The sequence below is a fragment of the Pantoea sp. App145 genome, from assembly GCF_047947045.1.
Lineage (GTDB): Bacteria > Pseudomonadota > Gammaproteobacteria > Enterobacterales > Enterobacteriaceae > Pantoea.
On record NZ_CP133290.1, the window covers coordinates 1,894,148 to 1,917,988 of the forward strand.

Sequence of the window (23,841 nt, forward strand, 5' to 3'; positions counted from 1 at the left end):
TGGCTTAGAGACGAACCGTCGAGATAAATTGTTTCAGTTCCGCTGTTTGCGGATTGGCGAACAGCGTTTTGCTGTCACCCTGTTCCCAGACGCGTCCCTGATGCATAAAGACCACACGATCGCCCACGTCGCGGGCGAAGTTCATTTCATGTGTCACGAGAATCAGCGTCATACCCTCAGCCGCCAGTTGCTCCAGCACCTTCAGCACTTCGCCTACCAGCTCAGGGTCAAGCGCCGAGGTGATCTCGTCACAAAGTAATACTTTGGGCTGCATCGCCAGCGCACGGGCAATCGCCACGCGCTGCTGCTGACCGCCCGAAAGATTGGCCGGGTAATAGTCGAGGCGCTCACCGAGGCCAACTTTTTCCAGCATCTGTTTTGCCAGTTCCCGGCACTCCGCCTCGCTCTTTTTCAGCACGCGACGCGGTGCCAGCATGACATTTTCCAGCGCCGTCATATGCGGGAACAGGTTGAAGCTCTGAAACACCATGCCGACCGAACGGCTGATGTCACGCGCCTGGGATTCCCGGTCGGTAATGGTCATGCCGCCAAGTTTGATGCTGCCTTCCTGATAGCCTTCCAGCCCGTTCATACAGCGCAGCAAGGTACTTTTACCCGATCCGCTGCGGCCGATGATGGAGATCACCTCGCCCATTTCGATATCGAGATCGACCCCTTTCAACACATGGTTGTCGCCGTAGTACTTCTGTACCTGATTAATGGTGATGAGCGGCATTGAATTTTTTCTCCAGGTACTGGCTGTAGCGAGACAGCGGATAACACATCAGGAAGTAACCCAACGCCACCAGGCCAAATACCTTAAACGGCTGATAAGTCACATTGGTCAAAATGGTGCCGGCCTTGGTCAGCTCGACAAAACCGATGATGGACGCCAGCGCCGTGCCTTTAATCACCTGTACGGCAAAGCCGACGGTCGGCGCGATAGCAATGCGGATCGCCTGCGGAGCAATCACGCGGTACAACGTCTGGCCGAAAGTCAGGCCGAGGCAGCGCGATGCTTCCCACTGGCCTTTCGGTAACGCACGGATGCTACCGTGCCAGATATCCACCAGAAACGCGCTGGTGTAGAGCGTCAACGCCAGTGAGGCGGCGGTCCAGGGGGCAACGTCGATGCCGAACAACCCGACGCCAAAGAACGCCAGAAACAGCTGCATCAGCAGTGGCGTGCCCTGAAACAATTCGGTGTAACCACGGATCAACCGCATCAGCCACGGTTTACGTAGCAGGCGCAAAAACAGCAGCGGCAGGGTCACCAGCGTGCCACCAAAGAAGGCCACCAGCGACAGCAAAATCGTCCAGCGCGCCGCCAGCAGCAGGTTGCGCAGGATGTCCCAGTCGGTAAAGGTCGTCATGATGGCAGTGCTCCAAACCATTTACGTCCCACTGCCAGCAGCAGCTGACGCATGGCAATCGACAACGCCAGGTAAATCAACGTGGTCACCAGATAGACTTCAAAACTCAAAAAGGTTCGCGACTGAATCAGGTTGGCGGCGAAGGTCAGCTCCTCATAGGAGACCTGCGACACCACTGACGATCCCAGCATCACGATGATGCACTGGCTGACCAGTGCCGGGTAAATGCGTTGCAAGGACGGCGGCAACACCACGCGCAGAAACGTCTGGCTGCGGGTCAGGCCAAGTACACGTCCGGCCTCCCACTGCCCTTTCGGCGTCACCTGAATACCGGCACGGATGATCTCGGTACTGTAGGCACCGAGGTTAATCAGCATCGCCAGCAGCGCTGCTTCGCCCGCCGTCAGTTTCAGACCAAGATTGGGCAAACCAAAGACGATAAAAAACAGCTGCACTACAAACGGGGTGTTGCGAATCAGCTCGACATAAACGCCCCAGATACGGCTCAGCCAGCTGGGTTTGCCGCTGCGCAGTGCCGCACCAAGGATACCGAGCGACACGCCACCTACGGTCGCCAGTACCGTCAGCTGGATGGTGACCCACAGCCCCGCCAGCAGCTCCGGCCAATGCGGCCAGAGCGCAGCAAAGTTAAGTTGCCCAATCATTGGCTGTCCTTCTTATGCGCCGAGGTTGGCCGGCAGTGGCGCTTTCAGCCACTCTTCGGACAACTTGTTCAGGGTGCCGTCTTTAATGCCCTGCTCGATCAACGCATTCACTTTATCTTTCAGCGCAGGCTCGTCCTTTTTCAGGCCGATAAAGCACGGGGAATCTTTCAGCATGAACTGCGCGACCGGAGCCTTGGCCGGGTTTTGACGCGCAATCGCCGCCACGACCAGGTTGCCGGTGGCGATAAACTGCACCTGACCAGACAGATAAGCCGACAGCGTGGTGTTGTTATCTTCGTAACGTTTCACCTCGGCGTCTTTCGGTGCGATGCCGGTCAGTACCATATCCTCGACTGCACCACGGGTAACGCCGATGGATTTACCGCTCAGGGCCGCTGCATCTTTGATTTCTTCGCCTTTCGGACCAAACACCCCCAGGAAGAACGGCGCGTAAGCACGGCTAAAGTCGATCACTTTTTCACGTTCGGCATTTTTCCCCATGCTGGAGATCACCAGATCGACCTTATCGGTTTGCAGATACGGTACGCGGTTAGCACTGGAGACAGGCACCAGCTGCAACTTCAGTTTCATCTCTTTGGCGAGATACTTCGCCATGTCGATGTCATAGCCCTGCGGCTGTAAATCGGTGCCGACGGAACCAAACGGCGGGAAGTCCTGCGGTACGGCAATGCGGATAACACCGCGTTTCTGGATGTCCTGCAGCTGATCGGCCATCGCGCTACCGACCTGCGCCATCATTAACGCAGCGCCTGCCACTGCCATTAAAACTTTTTTCATTATGCACCCCGGTGAGTTTACGTGAAACAAAAGATTCTTGATGAATCGTTCTGCAACTAATGTGCCAACCGAAACAAAAAGAACACTTCCACGAAAAATCAGGGTTGCAGCTTTATCAGGGTGAAAAAAACCAGCGCAGCGCCGGGACATTAAAGCGATCAAAAAAGGTGCAAAGCACCAAAACGGTGCCCTTTAACGGTGTTCCAGCTCATCCAGATGCTGGTAGAGGTCGGCGATTTGATGAATACGCTGTCGACCTTGCGACAACATTTCATGCAACAGGGCATTAGCCAGCAGATTCACCAGACTCATGGCGGAGGCATAGCTGTCGAAGGCGGAGACGCTGTCGAGCGGTGCACACAGCTGCCAGCGTGCCAGGGTGAGCACGCCCTGCGCCTGCGGTTCACACAGCGCCAGCACCGGGATATTACTTTGTTGTAGCTGCTGCATCAGCGGGCGGAGGATGCGGGGCCGACGGCGAAACGCCATCACCACCACCACATCTTCCGGGGTGATATCCACCAGCTCCTCACCCAGCGTCTGGCCGGGTTGCGGCAGCACATGGACCTGAGGACGCGCCTGCATCAGCTGCTGACGCAGATGCAGCGCTACCGGATAGGCATTACGCATGCCGACGATAAACAGCCGTTTCGCCTGCGCCAGCGCCTGAATTACCTCGCCAAACTGCTGCGGATCAATGCTGTTGACCCACTGCGTCAGGTTCGCCATCTCCTGCTTGTAATGACGCGACAGCAGCGTATTGCCCTGCACTGCATCGCGGTTGTCCGTAAGGGGCATACCGCTCTGGCGCAGCGTGCGCAGCTCATCACGCATGTCTTTGTATTTTTCGTAGCCAAGGCGCTTGAACAGGCGGCTCACCGTCGCTTTTGACACACCACTCAGCCGCGCCAGTTCCGCGCTGTTATAGCTGATCAGGTCGTCAAAATGATCAAAGACAAAATCGGCAATGCGCTGCTCCTGCGGCGACAGTTGCGGATAGTGGCTACGGAGGCGTTCATCTAACTGTTTCATCATTCGTCCTGTAACTTTCGTTTCATCACAAGCTAGCATAAATCGATCCACAATGGTTTTCCTGCCAAAACTGGAACAGCTCTTGCTATAACTTCCCCACGTACCCGAAAAATGAGTTCACTATGATACAGAGCAATATGGCGCCATTAGGCATGGCCGTAACCCCGCACCATCTCGCCAGCGAAAGCGCCTTAGCGGTGCTGCGCGAAGGTGGCAACGCCATTGAAGCCATGGTCGCGGCTGCCGCTACTATCGCCGTGGTCTACCCGCATATGAACGGGCTGGGCGGTGACGGCTTCTGGCTGATTGTGCCGCCGGGTGGCGATCCCATCGCTATCGATGCCAGCGGTGCTGCCGGTTCACTGGCGCACTTCGATTTTTATCACGGCGCAACAAAAATTCCACATCGCGGACCGAAAGCGGCGCTCACCGTGGCAGGCACCGTCAGCGGCTGGCAGGAAGCCCTGGCTTATTCAGCCGAGCTGGGAGCCACAGCATTGCCGCTGCCACGCCTGCTGCGTGACGCTATCCGCTATGCGGCTGACGGCATTCCCGTCACAGACTCGCAGGCCGCCGCAACCGCCGCTAAACGCCATGAATTGCAGGATCAGCCGGGGTTTGCTGCCACCTTTTTGCCCGATGGCGAAGTGCCTGCGGCAGGTAGCCGTTTCACCCAACCGGCGCTGGCCAATACCCTCAGCCTGCTGTGCGAGCAGGGATTAGACAGTTTTTATCGCGGTGAACTGGCGCATCATCTGGCACGGGAAATGTCGGCACTCGGCATGCCGGTCACCCTCGAAGATCTGCAACGCCAGCAGGCACGCCGCTGCACGCCGTTGCATCTGGCGCACAGCGAAGGCGATATCTGGAACATGACGCCACCCACCCAGGGGCTGGTGTCGCTGGCGATTCTGGGCATTACCGACCAGCTCAATATGGCGGATGCCGATGAAACGCAGACCGTGCATCGCATCGTTGAAGCCACCAAGAAAGCCTTTGCCCTGCGCGATCAACATATTACCGATCCGCGCCATATCGACATTGATGTGCAAAGCCTGCTGGATGCCGATCATCTTGCTGGCCTGGCCGCGCAGATTGATGATGCCAGCGCTGCCCCGTGGGGCACCGGCAAAGGCCCGGGTGATACCGTGTGGATGGGGGTGATGGACAGCAGCGGGCTGGCGGTTTCCTTTATCCAGAGTATTTATCACGAATTCGGTAGCGGCGTGGTTCTGCCGGGTACCGGTATCACCTGGCAAAACCGTGGCGCAGCCTTCAGTTTGCAGCCCGGCCACCTGCTGGCGCTGGCTCCCGGTAAACAACCGTTCCACACCCTTAACCCGGCGGCGGCACGCCTGAAAGATGGCCGCACCATGGTGTATGGCTCGATGGGCGGCGACGGCCAGCCACAGACCCAGGCGGCGATTTTTACCCGCCATGTTATCCAGGGATTGCCGTTGCAACAGGCGGTGAGCTCGCCGCGCTGGCTGCTGGGCCGCACCTGGGGCCAATCCTCTGACTCCCTCAAGCTGGAAGCGCGTGTGGCACCGGAAACGGTACAGCAGCTACGTGCACTGGGCCATGAAGTGGAGCTGTTACCTGATTTTAGCGAGGTGGTCGGCCATGCTGGTGCCATCGTTCGCCATAACAACGGCATGCTGGAAGGCGCGTTTGATCCGCGCAGCAACGGCAGCGCCGCTGGTTTCTAAGGAGAATACTGATGAGTGCACAACCGGACTGGGCCGCCTATATCGCCCAGATGGAACAGATTCTGGCGCTGGAGCTGGATGAGGCGCGCCGCGCCGAACTTTTGACCCAATTTAACCGCATTGCCGCGATGGCTGAACCGCTGATGGCTTATCCGCTCGACGATCGTCTGGAAGTGGCGGGAGTGTATAAGCTATGAAACTTTCGGCCCTCTCAATCAGCGCGCTGCAACAGGCACTGAGCAACGGCGAGATTAGTGCGCGTGACATCGCCGAACACACGCTAAGCGCGATTGAACAGCATAACCCGGCACTCAACGCCTGGACCGAAGTCACCGGTCAGCGCATGCTGAAAGAAGCGGATCAGCTGGATGCACAACGCCAGCGCGGGGAAACCTTACCGGCGCTGGCGGGCATTCCCTATGCGGTGAAGAACCTGTTTGACGTCGCCGGTCACAGTACTCTGGCCGGTGCCAGCCTGTTCAGTGAACGCCCGGCAGCGCGCGAAGATGCCTGGGCGGTGAGCAAGCTGCGCCAGAAAGGGGCGCTGCTTTCCGGGATGCTGAATATGGATGCTTACGCCTACGGCTTCACCACCGAGAACACCCATTATGGCCCCACCCACAACCCGCGCGATCTGACGCGGGTGGCGGGTGGTTCCTCAGGCGGATCGGCAGCCGCCGTCGCGGCCGGGCTGGTGCACTTCTCGCTCGGCAGCGATACCAACGGCTCGATTCGCGTCCCGGCTTCGCTGTGCGGCATTTTCGGCCTGAAGCCTACCTTTGGCCGTTTATCCCGCAGCGGCAGCCACCCGTTTGTCGCCAGCCTCGACCATATCGGCCCCTTCGCGCGTTCCGTGGAAGATCTCAGCCTGGTGTATGACATTTTGCAGGGGGCTGACGCCAGCGATGCCTTTCAGGCCGCGCAACCGGTGATGACGGCAAGCGACACGTTGGCGCAGGGATCGGCAGGGTTACGTTGTGGCGTGTTAGGCGGCTTCTTCTCCACCTGGTGCAATGATGATGCCCGAGCCGCGCTGGCCGTGGTGGCCAAAGCGCTGGCAGCCAGCGATGAAGTCACGATGCCAGATGCTGAGATTGCCCGCTCTGCCGCCTTTATCCTCACCGCAGCGGAAGGAGGCAATCACTACCTGCCAAAACTGCGCGAGATGCCAGAACGTTTCGAACCGAACTCACGCGAACGCCTGCTGGCTGGTGCGATGCTGCCCTCCGCCTGGTACGTGCAGGCACAACGCTTCCGTCGTCATTTCCAGCAACAGGTACTGCCGCTGTTTGAGCAGTTCGATGTGTTGATCGCCCCGGCAACGCCGTGCAGCGCGACCACCATCGGCCAGGAAACCATTCATATCAACGGCCAGCATCTGCCGACACGCGCCAGTATGGGGATGCTGACTCAGCCGATATCCTTCCTTGGCCTGCCGGTGTGTACCGTACCGCTGCCGACGGCGAGCGGCCTGCCGATTGGATTACAGCTGATCGCCGCACCGTTTAAAGAACACCTCGCATTGCGCGCCGCCTGGGCGTTGCAACAGCAAGGGCTTACTCTGCCCCAAACCACCCTGATGGACGCATAAGCATGACACCTGAACATATTGATCGTCCGGCAATTGTCGCCGAAGTGACAGCGGCGTTTTATCGCTACGAGCAGGCGCTGGTCAGCAATGACGTGGACGTTCTGGATGAGCTGTTCTGGCATGACAGCCGCACGGTACGTCTCGGTGCCGGTGAGAATCTGTATGGCATCGAAGAAATCCGCGCGTTTCGTGCCGCACGTCCCTCGGCCGGACTGGATCGTACGTTACGCCACACGGTGATCACCACCTTTGGCGATGACTATGCGGTGTGCAGCACTGAGTTTACCCGTGAGGGAACGGAGAGGATTGGCCGTCAGCAGCAGACCTGGGTGCGGCTGCCGTGCGGCTGGCGCATTGTCGCCGCGCAGGTGAGTTTGATGAACTAAAGATATATTGCCGTAGCGGCGCGATTGATCGCGCGGATTTTTCCAGCTTCGCGCCGCTACAGGCGTATTAACCAGCCACCGGGGCTGGGTGCGTTTCCATCCAGTGATCGGCGATCTGCTGGCGGGTGCATACCCAGACCCGATCATGCTGCTGGATATGATCGAGGAAGCGTTGCAGGCCACGGAATTTGCCCGGACGCCCCAGCAGACGACAATGCATACCAATCGACATCATCTTCGGCGCGGTTTCCCCCTCTTCATACAACACATCAAAGGTGTCACGCAGATAGGTATAGAACTGCTCGGCGGTGTTGAACCCCTGCGGCGAGGCAAAGCGCATATCGTTACATTCCAGCGTATACGGAATGATCAGATGCGGTTTAACCGTACCATCCTGACAGGTGACCTGGGTCCAGAACGGTAAGTCATCGCCGTAGTAATCGCTGTCGTAGCTAAAGCCGCCCTGCTCCACCACCAGACGGCGGGTATTGGGGCTGTCGCGCCCGGTGTACCAGCCGGTTGGCGCTTTACCGAACAAATCCTTCAGCACATCCACCGCCTGCTGCATATGCTGGCGCTCGGTTTTCGCATCCATGCCCTGATAATGGATCCAGCGCCAGCCGTGGCTGACGACGTCATAGTCAGCGGCTTTGATCGCTTCGACAATTTCCGGGTGACGAGCCAGTGCCATCGCCACACCAAAAATGGTCAGCGGCAAACCGCGTTTTTGAAATTCATTGTGGATGCGCCAGAAACCGGCGCGTGAGCCGTACTCGTATAATGAGTCCATCGACATATGGCGATCGGTGTAGCTGGCTGCACCGATGATGTCGGAAAGAAACTGCTCGGAACCGGCATCGCCGTGCAGCACGTTATTCTCTGCCCCCTCTTCATAATTGAGGACAAACTGCACCGCGACGCGCGCTTTACCCGGCCAGCGGGCATGGGGTGGCTGACTGGCATAGCCGATCAGGTCGCGTGGATAGTTTTTGTTGAAGCTGTACTCTTTCTTTTCAGATACATCACTCATTCTGTAAGTTCCTGTGGTAAACCTCAACCAGTGCTTAGTTTAGGTGCTGAAAAGCACCTGTGAGCGGTTTTTCTAGCGGGTAATCGAGATCGCCATGTTTGCTGGTGCCAAAGCCCAGCGCCACCAGCGATTCCACCATTTTGACCGCCGCACCGACGCCGTCGATCACCGGCAGACCGAGTTCCCGGGTCAGATCCTGAGCAAGCGAAGCCATCCCGCCACACCCCAGCACAATCGCCCCGCTGCCATCTTCCCGCTTCGCCTGGATACAACGCTGACGTACTTTTTCCTGTGCAATTCCGCTGCCATCTTCTAAGGCCAGCACCGGCAGATCGATAGCGTGCACCCCGGCGCAGTGATGGGTAAAACCATATTGCTGCAATAAATGGCGCGCGATAATTAGCGTGCGTGGCAGCGTGGTGACGATGGAGAAACGCGTCGCCAGTAGCGTGGCGGTGTGCATCGCCGCTTCCGCAATGCCGACCACCGGGCCGCTTGCCAGCTCGCGGGCGGCTAATAAACCGGGATCGCCAAAACAGGCAATCACATGCCCACTCACCCCCTGTGCTTTGCCCAGCTTCACCTGTTCCAGCACCCCAATCGCCGCAATGGCTTCATCAAAGTGGCCTTCAATCGAAGGCACGCCCTGGCTCGGACACACCGCAATAATTTCCGTGCCCGGTGCAGCAACGGCACGCGCCGCCTGGCCGATGGTTTCCGTCATCGCCAGGCTGGTGTTGGGGTTGATGACCTGGATCAGGCTCATTACGGTTCTCCTTTCCCGGCAAATAACCGGGCAAAGTCAGGGAGGGTTTCACCGCTGCGCTCAAAGTGCAGGCTGGCAACAATATGTTCGAAATGATGCTGAAGTGATGCCGTCAGTGCAGGCAGATCCTTCTGGCGCAACAGCTCCACCAGCCGATCGTGATGATCACAACGGCAACCACGCTGCCAGGGCGCGCCCCAGGCGGCAATCACCAGCGAGGAACGTTGCGTCAGACGCGTCACCATCTCGGTCAGCACCTGATTACCGGATATCGCCTGCAGCTGGATGTGGAAGGCAGCCGACAGACGGATAGCGGCGGCACCATCATTCTGTTCGTGTGCCTGCTGCTCCTCGGCAATCAGACCCGCCAGCGCCGCCAGATGCGGCGGCTGGACATGCGCGACGACCGCAGGCAGGTTGGCACACTCCAGTAAACTACGCGTGGCGAAAATATCACGCGCCTCCTCCACGCCAGGCGTCGCAACCTGTGCACCACGCCTGGGCGATAAGGTAATCATTTGCACCGCCGCGAGGCGTTGCAGCACCTTGCGAATGCCCGTGCGGCTGACACCAAACACCTCGGATAAGGCTTCTTCCGGCAATTTGCTGCCTGGCGGTAATTGATGTTCGACAATGGCGTTCAGCAACGCCTGGTAGATGGGTTCGTCTCTATCATTCAGATCTGCGGCCGTTCTCTGGCCTGTTTCACTCTTCATTTCCCGCTCCGGTAAATGTCTGTGCACAGCACATCGTATACGCGAAAAACAATTTTTGTATACAAGAAATCAATTCTGGCCTGGATCCTGCAATACCGTTTCACGCTGTGATTATTTTTTCATTATTAAGAGAGGAGCAGGTTTCATGCCAAATCATTCTGAAGTGACCTCTGCGGTGGCCTCTGAAGCCAACGCCCATTACAGCCCACGACTTTGCAACGAGGATCTGGCACCAACGCGTGACCAGAACTGGTCGTGGTACAACATTTTTTCTTTCTGGATGTCGGATGTACACAGTATGGGCGGCTATGTGGTGGCTGCCAGCTTCTTTACCCTCGGCCTGGCAAGCTGGCAGGTGTTACTGTGTCTGCTGGTAGGGATTTGCATTGTCCAGCTGTGCGCCAACCTGGTGGCGAAGCCGAGCCAGATGGCAGGCGTGCCTTACGCGGTGATTTCACGTCAGGCATTTGGTGTTTTCGGGGCTAATATCCCGGCGGTGATTCGTGGCCTGATCGCCTTCGCCTGGTATGGTATTCAGACTTACCTGGCAGCCAATGCATTGATGCTGGTCCTGCTGAAGTTCTTCCCCTCACTCGCCAGCATGACGCACAGCAGCTGGCTGGGCTTATCTCAGCTGGGCTGGTGCTGCTTCGGTATCATGTGGTTCCTGCAGGCGCTGGTGTTCTGGCACGGGATGAACGCAATTAAACGTTTCATTGATGTTGCCGGCCCGGCTGTATACGTCGTGATGGTGGCATTGGCCGGATGGATTGTATACAAGACCGGTTTTGACGGTATCTCCTTTACCCTCGCCAGCAAGCAGTTAAGTGCCGGTGAGCAGACCTGGCAGATGATCACCGCCACAGCGCTGGTGGTGTCTTACTTCTCCGGTCCACTGCTCAACTTTGGTGACTTCTCCCGTTATGGCAAGAATATGGGCGAGATTCGTCGCGGCAATCGCTGGGGTCTGCCGTTTAACTTCCTGCTGTTCTCCATCGTCACCGTGGTGATTGTCTCCGGCAGTAATTCGCTGTTTGGCCGCATGATTACCGACCCGATTGAAACGGTCAGCATGGTGGGTAACGATCTGGCGGTGGCGATTGGCCTGCTGACCATGATCACCGCCACCATCGGTATCAATATCGTGGCGAACTTCGTTTCACCGGCTTTCGACTTCTCCAACTGCTCACCGCAGAAAATCAGCTTCCGTACTGGAGGCATGATCGCCGCCGTCGGTTCCGTGCTGCTGACGCCATGGAACCTGTTCCAGTCACCTGAGTTGATTCATTACACGCTGGATGTGCTGGGTTCCTTTATCGGGCCACTGTTTGGCATTTTGATCGCCGATTTCTATCTGATCAAACGCAGCAAGGTGTATGTCGATGACCTGTTTGATGATACGCCGAAAGGTCGCTACTGGTATCAAGGGGGCTTTAACCCGAAAGCGATCGCCGCGCTGCTGCCTTCGGTGGGAATTGGTCTGATTATCAGCTTTATTCCGTCATTGCATGAGGTGGCAAACTTTAGCTGGTTTATCGGTGTGGCACTGGGCATGGGTTGCTATCGCTGGCTGGCACGCGCTGAACGCGAGACATCGGTAACGACAACCTATCGTGGAAAAGTAGCGGTACAGAAGGATTAAGTGTGATTTACCGGAATGGCGCGATGTCGGTAAAACCCGCGCGATAAATCACGCCGCTACGGCAGAAAAGCAAAAAGCCGATTCATTGCTGAATCGGCTTCTTTAAAGAGATTGGCGGTGCGGACGGGACTCGAACCCGCGACCCCCGGCGTGACAGGCCGGTATTCTAACCGACTGAACTACCGCACCGCGCTGTGTTCCCCGTCGGGAACGAGGCGCATATTAATGGCAGGGTGATCAGCCGTCAACGCTTTTTCTGTGGCTTTGTTTCGTTTGCTGCTTTTTTCGACTTAACGCCGCTTTTCCACGCAAAATCAGCGATTTCAGGCGCGCCACAGGCAGCTGCCGCCCTTCTTCATCACCAGATCTAAACGCTCTTCATGTGCCAGACATTCTTCATCACTGGCGCTGACCACGCGCAGCCCGGATGCCGGACGCACAATACGCTGAATATTTTCACCATCGGCCTGGTTGCTTTGCTCACTGTCCAGCGAGAATGCCAGCGATGTCTGGCCACCGGTGATGGTCAGGAACACTTCCGCCAGGATTTCGGCATCGAGTAATGCGCCATGCAGCGTACGCTTGCTGTTGTCAATTTCGAGACGGTTACAGAGCGCATCAAGGCTGTTACGCTTGCCGGGGAACATCTTACGCGCCATCGCCAGGCTATCGGTTATCTGGCAGAAGGTTTCCGTTTTGCCAATGTCGCGTTTCAGCATGGCAAACTCGTAATCCATAAAGCCGATATCAAACGCTGCGTTATGAATCACCAGCTCAGCACCCTGGATGTACTCAAGAAACTCATCAGCGATGTCACTGAAGCTGGGTTTATCCGCCAGAAACTCATCGGCAATACCATGCACACCAAAGGCTTCCGGATCCACCAGCCGGTCGGGCTTGAGGTAGATATGGAAGTTGTTGCCGGTCAGGCGGCGATTGATAACTTCAACCGCACCGATTTCAATGATGCGGTGTCCTTCATAGTGCACACCGATCATGTTCATGCCGGTGGTTTCTGTATCGAGGACGATCTGGCGGTTATTTGCAGTGCTCATAGGACTCGTTTATGTCAGACTTGGCGTTTTGTCAGAAGGAAGTCTACCAGAGATGCGTAAACAGGTAGAAATATTCACCGATGGATCCTGTCTTGGCAATCCCGGTCCTGGTGGCTATGGTGCCATTCTGCGTTATCGCCAGCATGAAAAAACCTTCAGTGCCGGTTATCGCCTCACCACCAATAATCGTATGGAGCTGATGGCCGCCATTGTCGCGCTGGAAGCGCTGACGCAGCCGTGTGAAGTGGTGATCAGCACCGATAGCCAGTATGTGCGCCAGGGTATTACTAGCTGGATCCACAACTGGAAAAAACGTGGCTGGAAAACCGCAGATAAAAAACCCGTGAAGAATGTCGATCTGTGGCAACGACTGGATCTGGCGCTGAGTTCACACCAGATAGTGTGGGAATGGGTAAAGGGCCATGCCGGTCACCCGGAGAATGAACGCTGTGACGAACTGGCGCGCAGTGCCGCCAGCCAGCCGTCGCAGGACGATATTGGCTATCAGCCCGAATCCTGATCCTTCATTTTCCGAAACTGCCGCGTAGCGTTCACCGCCTGTCGCAGCTGCGTTTTACTCAGGCTTTTTTTCACTTTGGTGGGCGTTAACGGGAAGGTGCGTTTACGTGCCACCACCACATTCAGGCAACCCAGCGCAGGCAGATGCGCACTGATCACTTTGCCGCCCTGCCGGTGCCACGGCACCACCTGGAAGCGGGTACGGTAGACGACTTCGTAATTCAGCAGATTCAGCCAGTCCAGCAGTCGCATCTGGCTAAACATCCGTCCGCTCCAGGGCGCACGACCATGCAAGCCCGGAATACCTTTGCTGATACCGAGCAGGCTAAAGGGATTAAAACCGCTGATAATCATCCAGCCATCGTCAATCAGGACCCGGTCCACTTCGCGCAGCACGCGATGCGGGTCCTGGCTCCAGGCTAACGTATGCGCCAGCAAGCAGGCGTCAATCGATTTGGCTTCAAATGGCAGCTGAGTAGCACGGGCAATCACCTGCAGCCCTTCACCCTCTTCGCCGACATTAACCTGATGCGAAATAGCACAATGGCTGGTATTGATTTCTGCGCTCAGGCTGCCAATTTTAAGCATATGAAAGCCATACAGCTTGCCGAGCGAAGGCTGAAGTTGCTGTGTGAGTGCGTCGCGAAAGTAGTCGCCCCAGGGCATGTCGCGCCAGGAGCGCGGCGCAGTCAGGATTTGGCGTGTTTTAGCCGGCTTCATGCTTTACCATCTTCCTTTTTCTACGGCCTGAGAGGTGTTTATGAATCTTACCAGTATTCCCGCATTGCAGGATAACTACATCTGGACACTGACGGATGACCAGCAAAATTGCCTGATTGTCGATCCTGGTGAAGCTCAACCGGTACTGGATAAAATTAAGGCCAATCGCTGGCATCCGGTGGCGATTTTACTGACTCATCATCATCACGACCATGTGGGTGGCGTCAGCGAATTGCTCCAGCATTACCCCGATATGGCCGTTTTCGGTCCACAGGAAACTGCAGATAAAGGGGCAAAGCACATTGTCGCCGATGGAGATGAATTTACGCTGTCAGGGAGAAATTTTCGTGTCATCGCGACCCCCGGACACACTTTAGGACATATCTCATATTTCAGCTCGCCTTATCTTTTCTGTGGCGACACGATGTTTTCCGGCGGTTGCGGCAGATTATTTGAAGGCACTGCGCAACAAATGTTTGATTCATTTCAAAAGCTTAATGAACTCCCTGCCGACACCTTAATTTGCTGTGCCCATGAGTACACTTTATCCAATATGAAGTTTGCTGCGGCTATTCTGCCTCATGACCCGAAAATTTTGGCAAGGTATCAGCAAATTAAGGACTTACGTGCAGAAAATCGCATTACTTTGCCCACAAATCTGGCGCTGGAGAGGGAAATAAATTTATTTTTGCGCACGCAAGATCCTGATTTGCAAAAGGCTTTAGGCGTTAATTTAGCAACCGCCCCGCTATGGCAAACTTTTGCTGTTCTACGCGAGAAGAAAGATCGTTTTTAATTTTTATGGTTGTGTTGTGTCAGACCGTCACGTATGATTGCTCGTCTTTTAAGCGAACTATTGACACACACATGAAGGCAAAAGCGATATTAATCGCCTCTGTCTTGCTGGTGGGAGGATGTCAGGCATCAAGGAATGACGCCACGATCCCAGAACAGCATGCTCAGAGCCTGTCTTCAGCTGGTCAAGGTGAAAATGGAAAGTACGGAGATCGCTTGTTGTCGCCGCGCTGGCAAGATGATGGAACAAGCCTCGCAGAAGACACTGATCTCTGGAATCACATTAGTGACGAGTTGAAGATGGGGATTCCGGATAACCCCCGGATCCGCGAACAAAAAACAAAGTACTTAAGAAATAAGAGCTATCTCCACGATGTAACATTACGGGCAGAGCCGTACATGTACTGGATTGTCGAGCAGATACAGAAACGTAAAATGCCGATGGAACTGGTACTGCTACCCATAGTGGAGAGCGCTTTTGACCCACATGCAACATCTTCTGCGAATGCCGCTGGCATCTGGCAGATTGTTGCAACAACGGGCAAAAACTATGGTTTGAAACAAAACCAATGGTATGACGGTCGCCGCGATGTGGTGGCTTCTACCAAGGTTGCGCTGGATATGATGCAGCGTCTCAACACCATGTTTGACGGTGACTGGTTACTGACCATCGCCGCCTATAACAGCGGTGAGGGACGTGTGCTCAAGGCGATTAAACAGAACAAGGCGCGCGGTAAGCCGACCGACTTCTGGAGCCTGTCGCTGCCACGCGAAACCACGGTTTATGTTCCGAAAATGTTGGCCTTGAGCGATATTCTCAAGAACAACAAGCGTTACGGCATCAAATTGCCGACCCCAAATGAGAGCCGTGCACTGGCTCGCGTGGAAGTGGGTCAGCAGATTGAGCTGACGCAGGCCGCAGATATGGCTGGTATGTCGTTAAGTAAGCTGAAAAGCTTCAATGCCGGCTATAAACACGGTACGACAGCGCCGAATGGACCGCACTACATTATGGTGCCTAAGTCCAATGTTGCTCAGCTACGCAATTCACTGGCATCCGGTGATATTGCCTCCGTGCAGCCGCAGCTGGCGAAAGCCAGTGATGCCGTTAGCAGCTACACGGTGCGCAAAGGTGACACCTTGTCTGGCATTGCCAGCAAGCTTGGCGTTAGCGTCAATGCACTGAAACAGCAGAATAACCTGCGCGGTGCCTCAGTTCGAATCGGTCAGAAATTGACCGTTGGCGACAAAGGCTCGCAGCTGGCCGATAACGGCAACAGCATCACCTATCGTGTTCGTAAGGGTGATTCTCTTGCCAGTATCGCGCGACGTCATGGTGTTAACATCCAGGACGTTATGCGCTGGAACAGTGTATTAACTGCTGCGAAAAGCATTCAGCCGGGGGATAACCTCACGCTGTTTGTCCATAATAGCGCAACGCCAGATACCTAATGGCTCGAAAAGGCTGACATTTGTCGGCCTTTTTCATTTTCTTATCGGGAAAAATCGGTTTTAGCGCGCTGCTGCCCAGGTGGAGTTAAATTCAACCAGCAATGGGTTGTGGTCAGAAGCACGAGTCACCAGTACCGACGCCTCATTCACTTTCATATCGCGGTAAAACACAAAATCCAGTGGGCGGCCGAAGGCTTTCCGTCGATGGTCATCAGTAAAAGTCACTTCCCTTAATGACATCTCCTGAGCAAAGCGAAACAGTGCCTTCATGCGCTGACGACTCCAGGCGTTGAAATCGCCCGCCATAATCACCGGACCACGGTGATACTGAATCTGCTCGCCAATCGGCCCCAGCTGTTTGCTGTAAACATCAATGCCAAGGCTGAAATTCACCGCATGAATGTTCACCACCATCAGCATTTCGCCGTTCGGTAGCGGGTAAGCCGTCACCAGTGCTGATTTTGCCAGCCGCAGTAACGGCTCACGCTCACGCAATGGGCAGCAATAAACAGGATGCGCCGATGCCAGCGTCATCACGCCAGAAGGATGCTGAGGCAGGACAAATGCGGGCACCTGATCGGCAGCCAGATAGTTGCTGGTAGCAAATCTGACCAGCTCAGGCGTGGTCTGTGCTTCCTGTAACAACACCAGATGCGCATCTTTGCCAAAGCCCTGCAGCACTGACATCCAGTCTGCTCGTTGCTGTTTAAAGATGTTCCAGACCAGGACCCTCAACGTTGGGTTGGCTGGCAATGGCGCGCCGGGTGGCAGTGCCTGCCCAAGATGCAGCATCGCCCCCGGCGGAAAGATCCGCTCGGCAGGCTGACCTGCTACATAACGCATTGCATAGGTTTTTTTCCGCACTTTCCCGCCTGGCTAGTTACAAACATACTTCACCTGACTGTTATAGGGATTTTAGCGCGGGGTTTCAATTGGTGTTCTTGATTGTCGGAGTGGATATTTCGGCTTAAACGTAAACAGCCTGACATTTGGCAGGCTGTTTCTGAAGATTATTCCGCAGCCATAACGGCGCGTGGCTTATCCAACAAACCACTGAGGCGTACCAGCAACAAGGCAATAAAGACAATCACTGCCCCCACCCACGGCGTTTGTGCTAATCCATAATGCTGCACAATAGTCCCACCAACCGTAGAACCCAGTGCGATACCAATATTAAAGGCGGCGATGTTGAGTCCAGAGGCAACGTCTACCGCTCCGGGGGCATAGTGTTCGGCCTTCTGTACCACGTAAACCTGCAAGCCAGGCACGTTGGCGAAGGCAAAGATGCCCATGATGATCACTGTCGCTAACGCCAGGTAGTGCGTATTGGCCGTGAACTGAAAGACGGCTAACAAAATCGCCAGAGCAGCGAATATTATGGTCAGAGCTGGCACGGCACCCCGACGGTCCGCCAGTTTTCCACCCCAGATATTACCTATCGCCACAGCGATACCATATCCCAGCAAAATAATGCTCACGGCTGAGGGAGAGAAACCCGCCAGAGACTGCATCATCGGTGCCAGAAAGGTAAAGGCCGTAAACACGCCACCATAGCCCAACGCAGTAATCGCATAGATCAATAATAAACGTGGATTGGTCAGCACCCGAGCCTGTTGCAGTAACGACGTAGCGGGCGGCTGTGCAATGTTACGCGGCACCAGCAACATGCTACCGATCAGGGCAATCACCCCCAGCATAGATACTGCAAGAAAACTCTCACGCCAGCCGAAATGCTGGCCTATCAGCGTTCCCAGCGGCACCCCCGTCACCAGCGCGACGGTCAGACCACCAAACATAATCGCAATCGCACTGGCCGCTTTCTCTTTGCTTACCAGGCTGGTAGCGATGGTGGAGCCTACAGAGAAGAATACACCGTGTGCCAGTCCGGTTAGCAAACGGGCAATTACCAGCGTTTCATAGTTCGGTGCCTGCCAGGCCACCAGGTTCCCCAGAGTAAATAGTGCCATCAATCCCATCAACAAATGCTTACGCGGCAATTTCCCGGTGAGAGCAGTAAGTATCGGTGCACCTACGGCAACCCCGAGTGCATAGATAGAGACCAGCATCCCGGCAGAAGGAAGCGTGATGGCGAGCTGTTCCGCAATGGTCGGGATTAACCCAACGATGACAAATTCAGTTGTTCCGATAGCGAAGGCGCTGATGGTCAGCGCCCAAAGTGCAAGTGGCATGATTGACTCCCATTGGTTTTGATGGGCGTCAGTATCTGCTTATGCTTTAATGACAAAAAGGTGCAAAGTAACAATAGACTTTTGCTTTTGGAGGGATAATGAAGGCATCGTCAGATGAAGTGAAGGTGTTCATCGCTGTGGTCGAAAGTGGCAGTTTTAGCCGCGCTGCAGAGCAGTTAAATATGGCCAATTCGGCCGTCAGCCGCACGGTTAAAAAACTTGAAACTAAGCTGGGAGTGGCGTTATTGACCCGTACTACGCGTCAGCTCGCACTCACTCATGAAGGCGAACACTATTTCCGTCGCGTACAGAAATTGATGCAGGAAATGTCGACTGCCGAAAACGAGTTGATTGAACGCCAGCAAGCTCCGCAGGGTTTGCTGCGTATTGATGCAGCAACGCCGGTAATTCTGCATCTGTTGCTGCCAATGATTAAGCCTTTTCGCGAACGTTATCCTGATGTCACGCTCTCGCTCATCTCCTCAGAAAGCTTTATTAATCTTATTGAGCGAAAAGTCGACGTTGCCATTCGGGCAGGAACACTGACGGACTCCACCCTGCGTGCTCGTCTGCTGTTTATCAGCTACCGTAAATTGGTCGCAACGCCGGCTTATCTGGCGAAATATGGCATTCCTGAGTCGGTGGCCGATTTGGCCAATCATGAATGTCTGGGCTTCGTTGAACCCCTACGCCTCAATCGCTGGCCAGTGGCACAGGAAAATGGCGAACTTTATGATATCCAGCCAGGTATGTCGTCAAACAGCGGGGAGACACTGAAACAGCTTTGCCTGAATGACAATGGTATTGCCTGTTTGTCGGACTATATGGTCGATAAAGAAATTGCTGAGGGGACTCTGGTGGAATTGCTGGCGCAGCTGCGTCTGCCGGTAGAAATGCCCTTTAATGCGGTTTACTACAGTGATCTTGGTGTGAGCCAGCGTGTGCGGGCGTTTATTGATTTTCTTAGCGAGTGGGTGCAAAACCAGCCCTGGCGTAGCCAGGACTGATCATTTCACGCTTAATCCCAGGACGGTGCCAGACCTTCCGGGCTGACCATACGTTGTGCTCGATCCAGAGCATGGATCTTATCCATATCTTCACGATCCAGCGTCAGATCCTGCGCATGCAGATTGCCTGCAAGGTTCTCACGTTTGGTCGATGATGGAATCACCGCATAACCCAGCTGCATTGCCCACGCCAGCACAACCTGCGCAGGAGTGGCCTGATGTTTTTGCGCAATCGCCTTAATGACTTCGTCTTTCAGCGCTTCGCCATAAGCCAGCGTCATATAGGAGGTAATGTGAATGCCCTGCTCCTGAGCAAACTCCACTACCTGCTCATTCTGCAAATACGGATGCAGCTCGATCTGATTCGTCGCGATATTTTCCACACCTACGGCTTCAATTGCCTCTTTCATCAGCGCGATGGGGAAATTTGAAATGCCGATCTGGCGCGTCAAACCCGCTTCTTTGGCAGCCATTAATGCCTGCATACTTTCTTTCACTGAAACAGCGGCTCCTGGGGATGGCCAGTGGATCAGGGTAAGATCGACGTAGTCGGTGCGCAATTTGAACAAGCTATCTTTGAGACTGGGAATCAGTTTTTCGGCAGAGAGGTTTTCTACCCAGATCTTAGTCGTCACGAACAGCTCACTACGTTCGATGCCACTTTCGGCAATCGCCTGACCTACTGCGGCTTCGTTTTCATAGATCTGAGCGGTATCGATAGTACGATAACCCAGCTCAAGTGCAGTTTTAACTGAATGAATAACAACGTCGTCTTGCAGACGGAAAGTACCTAAACCAAAAGCTGGGATTGTCATGATTTCCTCATCAGTGAATGGAATATTTCGATGAGGGATATTGTGACAGCATCATTGCTGCTGAAAAATCCGCTTATAAGCAGAGGAATTTTGCGTTTCAGTCAACAATCAATGTTGATATGCCAGACATGAAAAAGCCCTGACTTTTCAGTCAGGGCTAATCAAGAGAGTGGCGGTGCGGACGGGACTCGAACCCGCGACCCCCGGCGTGACAGGCCGGTATTCTAACCGACTGAACTACCGCACCACCGAATACTGCATTACCAGCGGGGTCTCGCTGATAACCGGTGTTACCTTTTCAGGTAAGTACCTTAAATTGATGCCTGGCAGTTCCCTACTCTCGCATGGGGAGACCCCACACTACCATCGGCGCTACGGCGTTTCACTTCTGAGTTCGGCATGGGGTCAGGTGGGACCACCGCGCTACAGCCGCCAGGCAAATTCTGTTTATCCGTACCGCCCTCTCAGGCCGCACGAATCTATCCGGATGAACCAAGCTGAAAATCTTCTCTGGTCTCTCAACCAAAACGCCTCTGGCGTTGTAAGGTTAAGCCTCACGGGTCATTAGTACCGGTTAGCTCAATGCATCGCTGCACTTACACATCCGGCCTATCAACGTCGTCGTCTTCAACGTCCCTTCAGGACCCTCAAGGGGTCAGGGAGAACTCATCTCGGGGCAAGTTTCGTGCTTAGATGCTTTCAGCACTTATCTTTTCCGCACTTAGCTACCGGGCAATGCCATTGGCATGACAACCCGAACACCAGTGGTGCGTTCACTCCGGTCCTCTCGTACTAGGAGCAACCCCCCTCAATTCTCCAGCGCCCACGGCAGATAGGGACCGAACTGTCTCACGACGTTCTAAACCCAGCTCGCGTACCACTTTAAACGGCGAACAGCCGTACCCTTGGGACCTACTTCAGCCCCAGGATGTGATGAGCCGACATCGAGGTGCCAAACACCGCCGTCGATATGAACTCTTGGGCGGTATCAGCCTGTTATCCCCGGAGTACCTTTTATCCGTTGAGCGATGGCCCTTCCATTCAGAACCACCGGATCACTATGACCTGCTTTCGCACCTGCTCGAGCCGTCACTCTCGCAGTCAAGCTGGCTTATGCCATTGCACTAACCTCCTGATGTCCGACCAGGATTAGCCAACCTTCGTGCTCCTCCGTTACGCTTTGGGAGGAGACCGCCCCAGTCAAACTACCCACCAGACACTGTCCGCAGCCCGGATTACGGGCCTACGTTAGAACATCAAACATTAAAGGGTGGTATTTCAAGGTCGGCTCCACGCAGACTGGCGTCCACGCTTCAAAGCCTCCCACCTATCCTACACATCAAGGCTCAATGTTCAGTGTCAAGCTATAGTAAAGGTTCACGGGGTCTTTCCGTCTTGCCGCGGGTACACTGCATCTTCACAGCGATTTCAATTTCACTGAGTCTCGGGTGGAGACAGCCTGGCCATCATTACGCCATTCGTGCAGGTCGGAACTTACCCGACAAGGAATTTCGCTACCTTAGGACCGTTATAGTTACGGCCGCCGTTTACCGGGGCTTCGATCAAGAGCTTCTCCTTACGGATAACCCCATCAATTAACCTTCCGGCACCGGGCAGGCGTCACACCGTATACGTCCACTTTCGTGTTTGCACAGTGCTGTGTTTTTAATAAACAGTTGCAGCCAGCTGGTATCTTCGACTGGCTTCAGCTCCGGGAGCAAGTCCCTTCACCTAATGCCAGCGTGCCTTCTCCCGAAGTTACGGCACCATTTTGCCTAGTTCCTTCACCCGAGTTCTCTCAAGCGCCTTGGTATTCTCTACCTGACCACCTGTGTCGGTTTGGGGTACGATTTCGTGTTACCTGGAGCTTAGAGGCTTTTCCTGGAAGCAGGGCATCAGTTACTTCACCACCGTAGTGGCTCGTCATCACGCCTCAGTGTTAAAGAAGACCGGATTTGCCTGGTCTTCACACCTACACGCTTAAACCGGGACAACCGTCGCCCGGATAACCTAGCCTTCTCCGTCCCCCCTTCGCAGTAACACCAAGTACAGGAATATTAACCTGTTTCCCATCGACTACGCTTTTCAGCCTCGCCTTAGGGGTCGACTCACCCTGCCCCGATTAACGTTGGACAGGAACCCTTGGTCTTCCGGCGAGCGGGCTTTTCACCCGCTTTATCGTTACTTATGTCAGCATTCGCACTTCTGATACCTCCAGCAGACCTCACAGTCCACCTTCAGCGGCTTACAGAACGCTCCCCTACCCAACAACACATAGTGTCGCTGCCGCAGCTTCGGTGCATGGTTTAGCCCCGTTACATCTTCCGCGCAGGCCGACTCGACCAGTGAGCTATTACGCTTTCTTTAAATGATGGCTGCTTCTAAGCCAACATCCTGGCTGTCTGTGCCTTCCCACATCGTTTCCCACTTAACCATGACTTTGGGACCTTAGCTGGCGGTCTGGGTTGTTTCCCTCTTCACGACGGACGTTAGCACCCGCCGTGTGTCTCCCGTGATAACATTCTCCGGTATTCGCAGTTTGCATCGGGTTGGTAAGCCGGGATGGCCCCCTAGCCGAAACAGTGCTCTACCCCCGGAGATGAGTTCACGAGGCGCTACCTAAATAGCTTTCGGGGAGAACCAGCTATCTCCCGGTTTGATTGGCCTTTCACCCCCAGCCACAGGTCATCCGCTAATTTTTCAACATTAGTCGGTTCGGTCCTCCAGTTAGTGTTACCCAACCTTCAACCTGCCCATGGCTAGATCACCGGGTTTCGGGTCTATACCCTGCAACTTAACGCCCGGTTAAGACTCGGTTTCCCTTCGGCTCCCCTATACGGTTAACCTTGCTACAGAATATAAGTCGCTGACCCATTATACAAAAGGTACGCAGTCACACCCAAAAGGGTGCTCCCACTGCTTGTACGTACACGGTTTCAGGTTCTGTTTCACTCCCCTCGCCGGGGTTCTTTTCGCCTTTCCCTCACGGTACTGGTTCACTATCGGTCAGTCAGGAGTATTTAGCCTTGGAGGATGGTCCCCCCATATTCAGACAGGATACCACGTGTCCCGCCCTACTCGTCGGACTCACAGTCTGTGCATTTTCGTGTACGGGGCTGTCACCCTGTATCGCGCGACTTTCCAGACGCTTCCACTAACACACAAACTGATTCAGGTCCTGGGCTGTTCCCCGTTCGCTCGCCGCTACTGGGGGAATCTCGGTTGATTTCTTTTCCTCGGGGTACTTAGATGTTTCAGTTCCCCCGGTTCGCCTCGTTAACCTATGTATTCAGTTAACGATAGTGCACAAGTGCACTGGGTTTCCCCATTCGGACATCGCCGGCTGTTGCGGTTCATATCACCTTGCCGGCGCTTTTCGCAGATTAGCACGTCCTTCATCGCCTCTGACTGCCAGGGCATCCACCGTGTACGCTTAGTCGCTTAACCTCACAACCCACAGGCGTTTTGCAACGCTTATGAATCGCAAGCTTTTGAGAGACTCGAACGCGCCGCTTTCATTTCTTATTACGGAGAAATGAAACAACGCGTCGTTTCAAATTTTCAGCTTGTTCCGGATTGTT

The 23,841-nt window shown here is 54.8% G+C and carries 22 protein-coding genes, 2 tRNA genes and 2 rRNA genes; 9 read left to right on the forward strand and 17 right to left on the reverse strand.

The features are described from left to right. Positions 1–4 precede the first annotated feature (4 nt). From RCF31_RS08735 to hpxU, 5 genes are all read right to left on the reverse strand, one after another. Complete coding sequence (locus RCF31_RS08735) at positions 5–736, reverse strand: amino acid ABC transporter ATP-binding protein (RefSeq protein ID WP_313689673.1); 732 nt, start codon at positions 734–736, stop codon at positions 5–7. Beyond that, the gene (locus tag RCF31_RS08740) at positions 717–1,373 is read right to left on the reverse strand and encodes an amino acid ABC transporter permease (RefSeq protein ID WP_299457224.1); all 657 of its coding nucleotides are present in this window, start codon (positions 1,371–1,373) and stop codon (positions 717–719) included. Before RCF31_RS08740 ends, RCF31_RS08735 begins: the two co-directional genes overlap by 20 nt. Beyond that, positions 1,370–2,038, reverse strand: coding sequence for an amino acid ABC transporter permease (locus RCF31_RS08745; protein ID WP_299457226.1), 669 nt, complete (start codon positions 2,036–2,038; stop codon positions 1,370–1,372). Before RCF31_RS08745 ends, RCF31_RS08740 begins: the two co-directional genes overlap by 4 nt. Positions 2,039–2,050: 12 nt before the next feature. Continuing rightward, positions 2,051–2,836: a transporter substrate-binding domain-containing protein gene (locus RCF31_RS08750; RefSeq protein WP_021186143.1), complete on the reverse strand. Its 786-nt coding sequence runs from the start codon at positions 2,834–2,836 to the stop codon at positions 2,051–2,053. Positions 2,837–3,028: 192 nt separating this feature from the next. Beyond that, the gene (gene hpxU / locus RCF31_RS08755; protein WP_299457231.1) at positions 3,029–3,868 is read right to left on the reverse strand and encodes a MurR/RpiR family transcriptional regulator HpxU; all 840 of its coding nucleotides are present in this window, start codon (positions 3,866–3,868) and stop codon (positions 3,029–3,031) included. Between the two features lie 122 nt (positions 3,869–3,990). Between hpxU and RCF31_RS08760 the strand changes: the two genes are divergently transcribed. From RCF31_RS08760 to hpxZ, 4 genes are read left to right on the forward strand one after another with little or no spacing between them, the layout of a single operon-like run. Continuing rightward, entirely contained in the window at positions 3,991–5,577 is a 1,587-nt protein-coding gene (locus RCF31_RS08760) for a gamma-glutamyltransferase family protein (RefSeq protein WP_313689095.1), read from the forward strand. Positions 5,578–5,588: 11 nt separating this feature from the next. Beyond that, positions 5,589–5,774, forward strand: a complete 186-nt coding sequence (hpxX, locus tag RCF31_RS08765) for an oxalurate catabolism protein HpxX (protein WP_084872924.1) — start codon at positions 5,589–5,591, stop codon at positions 5,772–5,774. Continuing rightward, complete coding sequence (locus tag RCF31_RS08770) at positions 5,771–7,168, forward strand: AtzE family amidohydrolase (protein ID WP_416413077.1); 1,398 nt, start codon at positions 5,771–5,773, stop codon at positions 7,166–7,168. Before hpxX ends, RCF31_RS08770 begins: the two co-directional genes overlap by 4 nt. A gap of 2 nt (positions 7,169–7,170) precedes the next feature. Continuing rightward, positions 7,171–7,554, forward strand: coding sequence for an oxalurate catabolism protein HpxZ (hpxZ, locus tag RCF31_RS08775; RefSeq protein WP_313689090.1), 384 nt, complete (start codon positions 7,171–7,173; stop codon positions 7,552–7,554). A 67-nt stretch (positions 7,555–7,621) separates the two neighbouring features. Here the strand turns inward: hpxZ and puuE are convergent, their stop codons facing one another. Genes puuE through RCF31_RS08790 form a run of 3 tightly spaced genes read right to left on the reverse strand, consistent with a single transcriptional unit; the run spans position 7,622 to position 10,066 of the window. Continuing rightward, the gene (gene puuE / locus RCF31_RS08780; protein ID WP_416413078.1) at positions 7,622–8,584 is read right to left on the reverse strand and encodes an allantoinase PuuE; all 963 of its coding nucleotides are present in this window, start codon (positions 8,582–8,584) and stop codon (positions 7,622–7,624) included. A gap of 34 nt (positions 8,585–8,618) precedes the next feature. Further along, a complete protein-coding gene (hpxA, locus tag RCF31_RS08785; protein ID WP_416413079.1) occupies positions 8,619–9,350 on the reverse strand; it encodes an allantoin racemase in 732 nt (243 codons plus the stop codon). Further along, positions 9,350–10,066, reverse strand: coding sequence for a GntR family transcriptional regulator (locus RCF31_RS08790; protein ID WP_299457246.1), 717 nt, complete (start codon positions 10,064–10,066; stop codon positions 9,350–9,352). Before RCF31_RS08790 ends, hpxA begins: the two co-directional genes overlap by 1 nt. 145 nt (positions 10,067–10,211) lie before the next feature. Here RCF31_RS08790 and RCF31_RS08795 point away from each other — a divergent pair, with 145 nt between their 5' ends. Then, on the forward strand, positions 10,212–11,708 hold the full coding sequence (locus RCF31_RS08795) for an NCS1 family nucleobase:cation symporter-1 (RefSeq protein ID WP_416413080.1): 1,497 nt from the start codon (positions 10,212–10,214) through the stop codon (positions 11,706–11,708). A gap of 112 nt (positions 11,709–11,820) precedes the next feature. Here RCF31_RS08795 and RCF31_RS08800 read toward each other — a convergent pair. Continuing rightward, positions 11,821–11,897 (reverse strand) — tRNA-Asp (locus RCF31_RS08800). Positions 11,898–12,031: 134 nt separating this feature from the next. Then, complete coding sequence (dnaQ, locus tag RCF31_RS08805; RefSeq protein WP_416413081.1) at positions 12,032–12,763, reverse strand: DNA polymerase III subunit epsilon; 732 nt, start codon at positions 12,761–12,763, stop codon at positions 12,032–12,034. Here dnaQ and rnhA point away from each other — a divergent pair. Then, entirely contained in the window at positions 12,717–13,283 is a 567-nt protein-coding gene (rnhA, locus tag RCF31_RS08810; RefSeq protein ID WP_167379253.1) for a ribonuclease HI, read from the forward strand. The two genes, dnaQ and rnhA, sit on opposite strands and share 47 nt — an antisense overlap. On the opposite strand, the gene RCF31_RS08815 is transcribed toward rnhA, so the two are convergent. Then, positions 13,268–14,002, reverse strand: a complete 735-nt coding sequence (locus RCF31_RS08815; protein WP_299457252.1) for a class I SAM-dependent methyltransferase — start codon at positions 14,000–14,002, stop codon at positions 13,268–13,270. The two genes, rnhA and RCF31_RS08815, sit on opposite strands and share 16 nt — an antisense overlap. A 40-nt stretch (positions 14,003–14,042) precedes the next feature. Between RCF31_RS08815 and gloB the strand changes: the two genes are divergently transcribed. Both gloB and mltD read left to right on the forward strand, forming a co-directional pair. Further along, positions 14,043–14,798 (forward strand): hydroxyacylglutathione hydrolase, encoded by a 756-nt coding sequence (gene gloB / locus RCF31_RS08820; RefSeq protein ID WP_299457255.1) that lies wholly within the window; start codon positions 14,043–14,045, stop codon positions 14,796–14,798. Between the two features lie 71 nt (positions 14,799–14,869). Continuing rightward, entirely contained in the window at positions 14,870–16,249 is a 1,380-nt protein-coding gene (gene mltD, locus RCF31_RS08825; protein ID WP_416413082.1) for a murein transglycosylase D, read from the forward strand. A 60-nt stretch (positions 16,250–16,309) separates the two neighbouring features. Here the strand turns inward: mltD and RCF31_RS08830 are convergent, their stop codons facing one another. Next, positions 16,310–17,113 carry an endonuclease/exonuclease/phosphatase family protein gene (locus tag RCF31_RS08830; RefSeq protein ID WP_299457258.1) on the reverse strand — a complete coding sequence of 268 codons (804 nt, stop codon included), beginning with the start codon at positions 17,111–17,113 and terminating at the stop codon, positions 16,310–16,312. A 146-nt stretch (positions 17,114–17,259) separates the two neighbouring features. Further along, the gene (locus RCF31_RS08835) at positions 17,260–18,438 is read right to left on the reverse strand and encodes an MFS transporter (protein WP_416413083.1); all 1,179 of its coding nucleotides are present in this window, start codon (positions 18,436–18,438) and stop codon (positions 17,260–17,262) included. A 98-nt stretch (positions 18,439–18,536) separates the two neighbouring features. On the opposite strand from RCF31_RS08835, the gene yafC reads away from it, so the two are divergent. Then, positions 18,537–19,445: a DNA-binding transcriptional regulator YafC gene (yafC, locus tag RCF31_RS08840; protein ID WP_416413084.1), complete on the forward strand. Its 909-nt coding sequence runs from the start codon at positions 18,537–18,539 to the stop codon at positions 19,443–19,445. An 11-nt stretch (positions 19,446–19,456) separates the two neighbouring features. Here the strand turns inward: yafC and dkgB are convergent, their stop codons facing one another. The 4 genes from dkgB to RCF31_RS08860 all read right to left on the reverse strand — a co-directional run bounded on the left by dkgB (position 19,457) and on the right by RCF31_RS08860 (position 23,707). Then, positions 19,457–20,260: a 2,5-didehydrogluconate reductase DkgB gene (gene dkgB, locus RCF31_RS08845; protein ID WP_416413085.1), complete on the reverse strand. Its 804-nt coding sequence runs from the start codon at positions 20,258–20,260 to the stop codon at positions 19,457–19,459. A gap of 170 nt (positions 20,261–20,430) precedes the next feature. Continuing rightward, positions 20,431–20,507, reverse strand: a tRNA-Asp gene (locus tag RCF31_RS08850). Between the two features lie 74 nt (positions 20,508–20,581). After that, positions 20,582–20,697 (reverse strand): 5S ribosomal RNA (rrf, locus tag RCF31_RS08855). 106 nt (positions 20,698–20,803) lie between these two features. After that, positions 20,804–23,707, reverse strand: a 23S ribosomal RNA gene (locus RCF31_RS08860). Positions 23,708–23,841: the final 134 nt, after the last annotated feature.

What these genes read in the sequence shown, in the direction of transcription:
- yafC (WP_416413084.1), top strand. Translation starts at nt 18,537, where the DNA reads ATGAAGGCATCGTCAGATGAAGTGAAGGTGTTCATCGCTGTGGTCGAA.
- RCF31_RS08750 (WP_021186143.1), bottom strand. Translation starts at nt 2,836, where the DNA reads ATGAAAAAAGTTTTAATGGCAGTGGCAGGCGCTGCGTTAATGATGGCG.
- RCF31_RS08760 (WP_313689095.1), top strand. Translation starts at nt 3,991, where the DNA reads ATGATACAGAGCAATATGGCGCCATTAGGCATGGCCGTAACCCCGCAC.
- RCF31_RS08770 (WP_416413077.1), top strand. Translation starts at nt 5,771, where the DNA reads ATGAAACTTTCGGCCCTCTCAATCAGCGCGCTGCAACAGGCACTGAGC.
- hpxA (WP_416413079.1), bottom strand. Translation starts at nt 9,350, where the DNA reads ATGAGCCTGATCCAGGTCATCAACCCCAACACCAGCCTGGCGATGACG.
- hpxU (WP_299457231.1), bottom strand. Translation starts at nt 3,868, where the DNA reads ATGAAACAGTTAGATGAACGCCTCCGTAGCCACTATCCGCAACTGTCG.
- RCF31_RS08735 (WP_313689673.1), bottom strand. Translation starts at nt 736, where the DNA reads ATGCCGCTCATCACCATTAATCAGGTACAGAAGTACTACGGCGACAAC.
- puuE (WP_416413078.1), bottom strand. Translation starts at nt 8,584, where the DNA reads ATGAGTGATGTATCTGAAAAGAAAGAGTACAGCTTCAACAAAAACTAT.
- RCF31_RS08835 (WP_416413083.1), bottom strand. Translation starts at nt 18,438, where the DNA reads ATGCCACTTGCACTTTGGGCGCTGACCATCAGCGCCTTCGCTATCGGA.
- hpxZ (WP_313689090.1), top strand. Translation starts at nt 7,171, where the DNA reads ATGACACCTGAACATATTGATCGTCCGGCAATTGTCGCCGAAGTGACA.
- mltD (WP_416413082.1), top strand. Translation starts at nt 14,870, where the DNA reads ATGAAGGCAAAAGCGATATTAATCGCCTCTGTCTTGCTGGTGGGAGGA.
- RCF31_RS08740 (WP_299457224.1), bottom strand. Translation starts at nt 1,373, where the DNA reads ATGACGACCTTTACCGACTGGGACATCCTGCGCAACCTGCTGCTGGCG.
- dnaQ (WP_416413081.1), bottom strand. Translation starts at nt 12,763, where the DNA reads ATGAGCACTGCAAATAACCGCCAGATCGTCCTCGATACAGAAACCACC.
- RCF31_RS08745 (WP_299457226.1), bottom strand. Translation starts at nt 2,038, where the DNA reads ATGATTGGGCAACTTAACTTTGCTGCGCTCTGGCCGCATTGGCCGGAG.
- gloB (WP_299457255.1), top strand. Translation starts at nt 14,043, where the DNA reads ATGAATCTTACCAGTATTCCCGCATTGCAGGATAACTACATCTGGACA.
- RCF31_RS08815 (WP_299457252.1), bottom strand. Translation starts at nt 14,002, where the DNA reads ATGAAGCCGGCTAAAACACGCCAAATCCTGACTGCGCCGCGCTCCTGG.
- hpxX (WP_084872924.1), top strand. Translation starts at nt 5,589, where the DNA reads ATGAGTGCACAACCGGACTGGGCCGCCTATATCGCCCAGATGGAACAG.
- RCF31_RS08795 (WP_416413080.1), top strand. Translation starts at nt 10,212, where the DNA reads ATGCCAAATCATTCTGAAGTGACCTCTGCGGTGGCCTCTGAAGCCAAC.
- RCF31_RS08790 (WP_299457246.1), bottom strand. Translation starts at nt 10,066, where the DNA reads ATGAAGAGTGAAACAGGCCAGAGAACGGCCGCAGATCTGAATGATAGA.
- dkgB (WP_416413085.1), bottom strand. Translation starts at nt 20,260, where the DNA reads ATGACAATCCCAGCTTTTGGTTTAGGTACTTTCCGTCTGCAAGACGAC.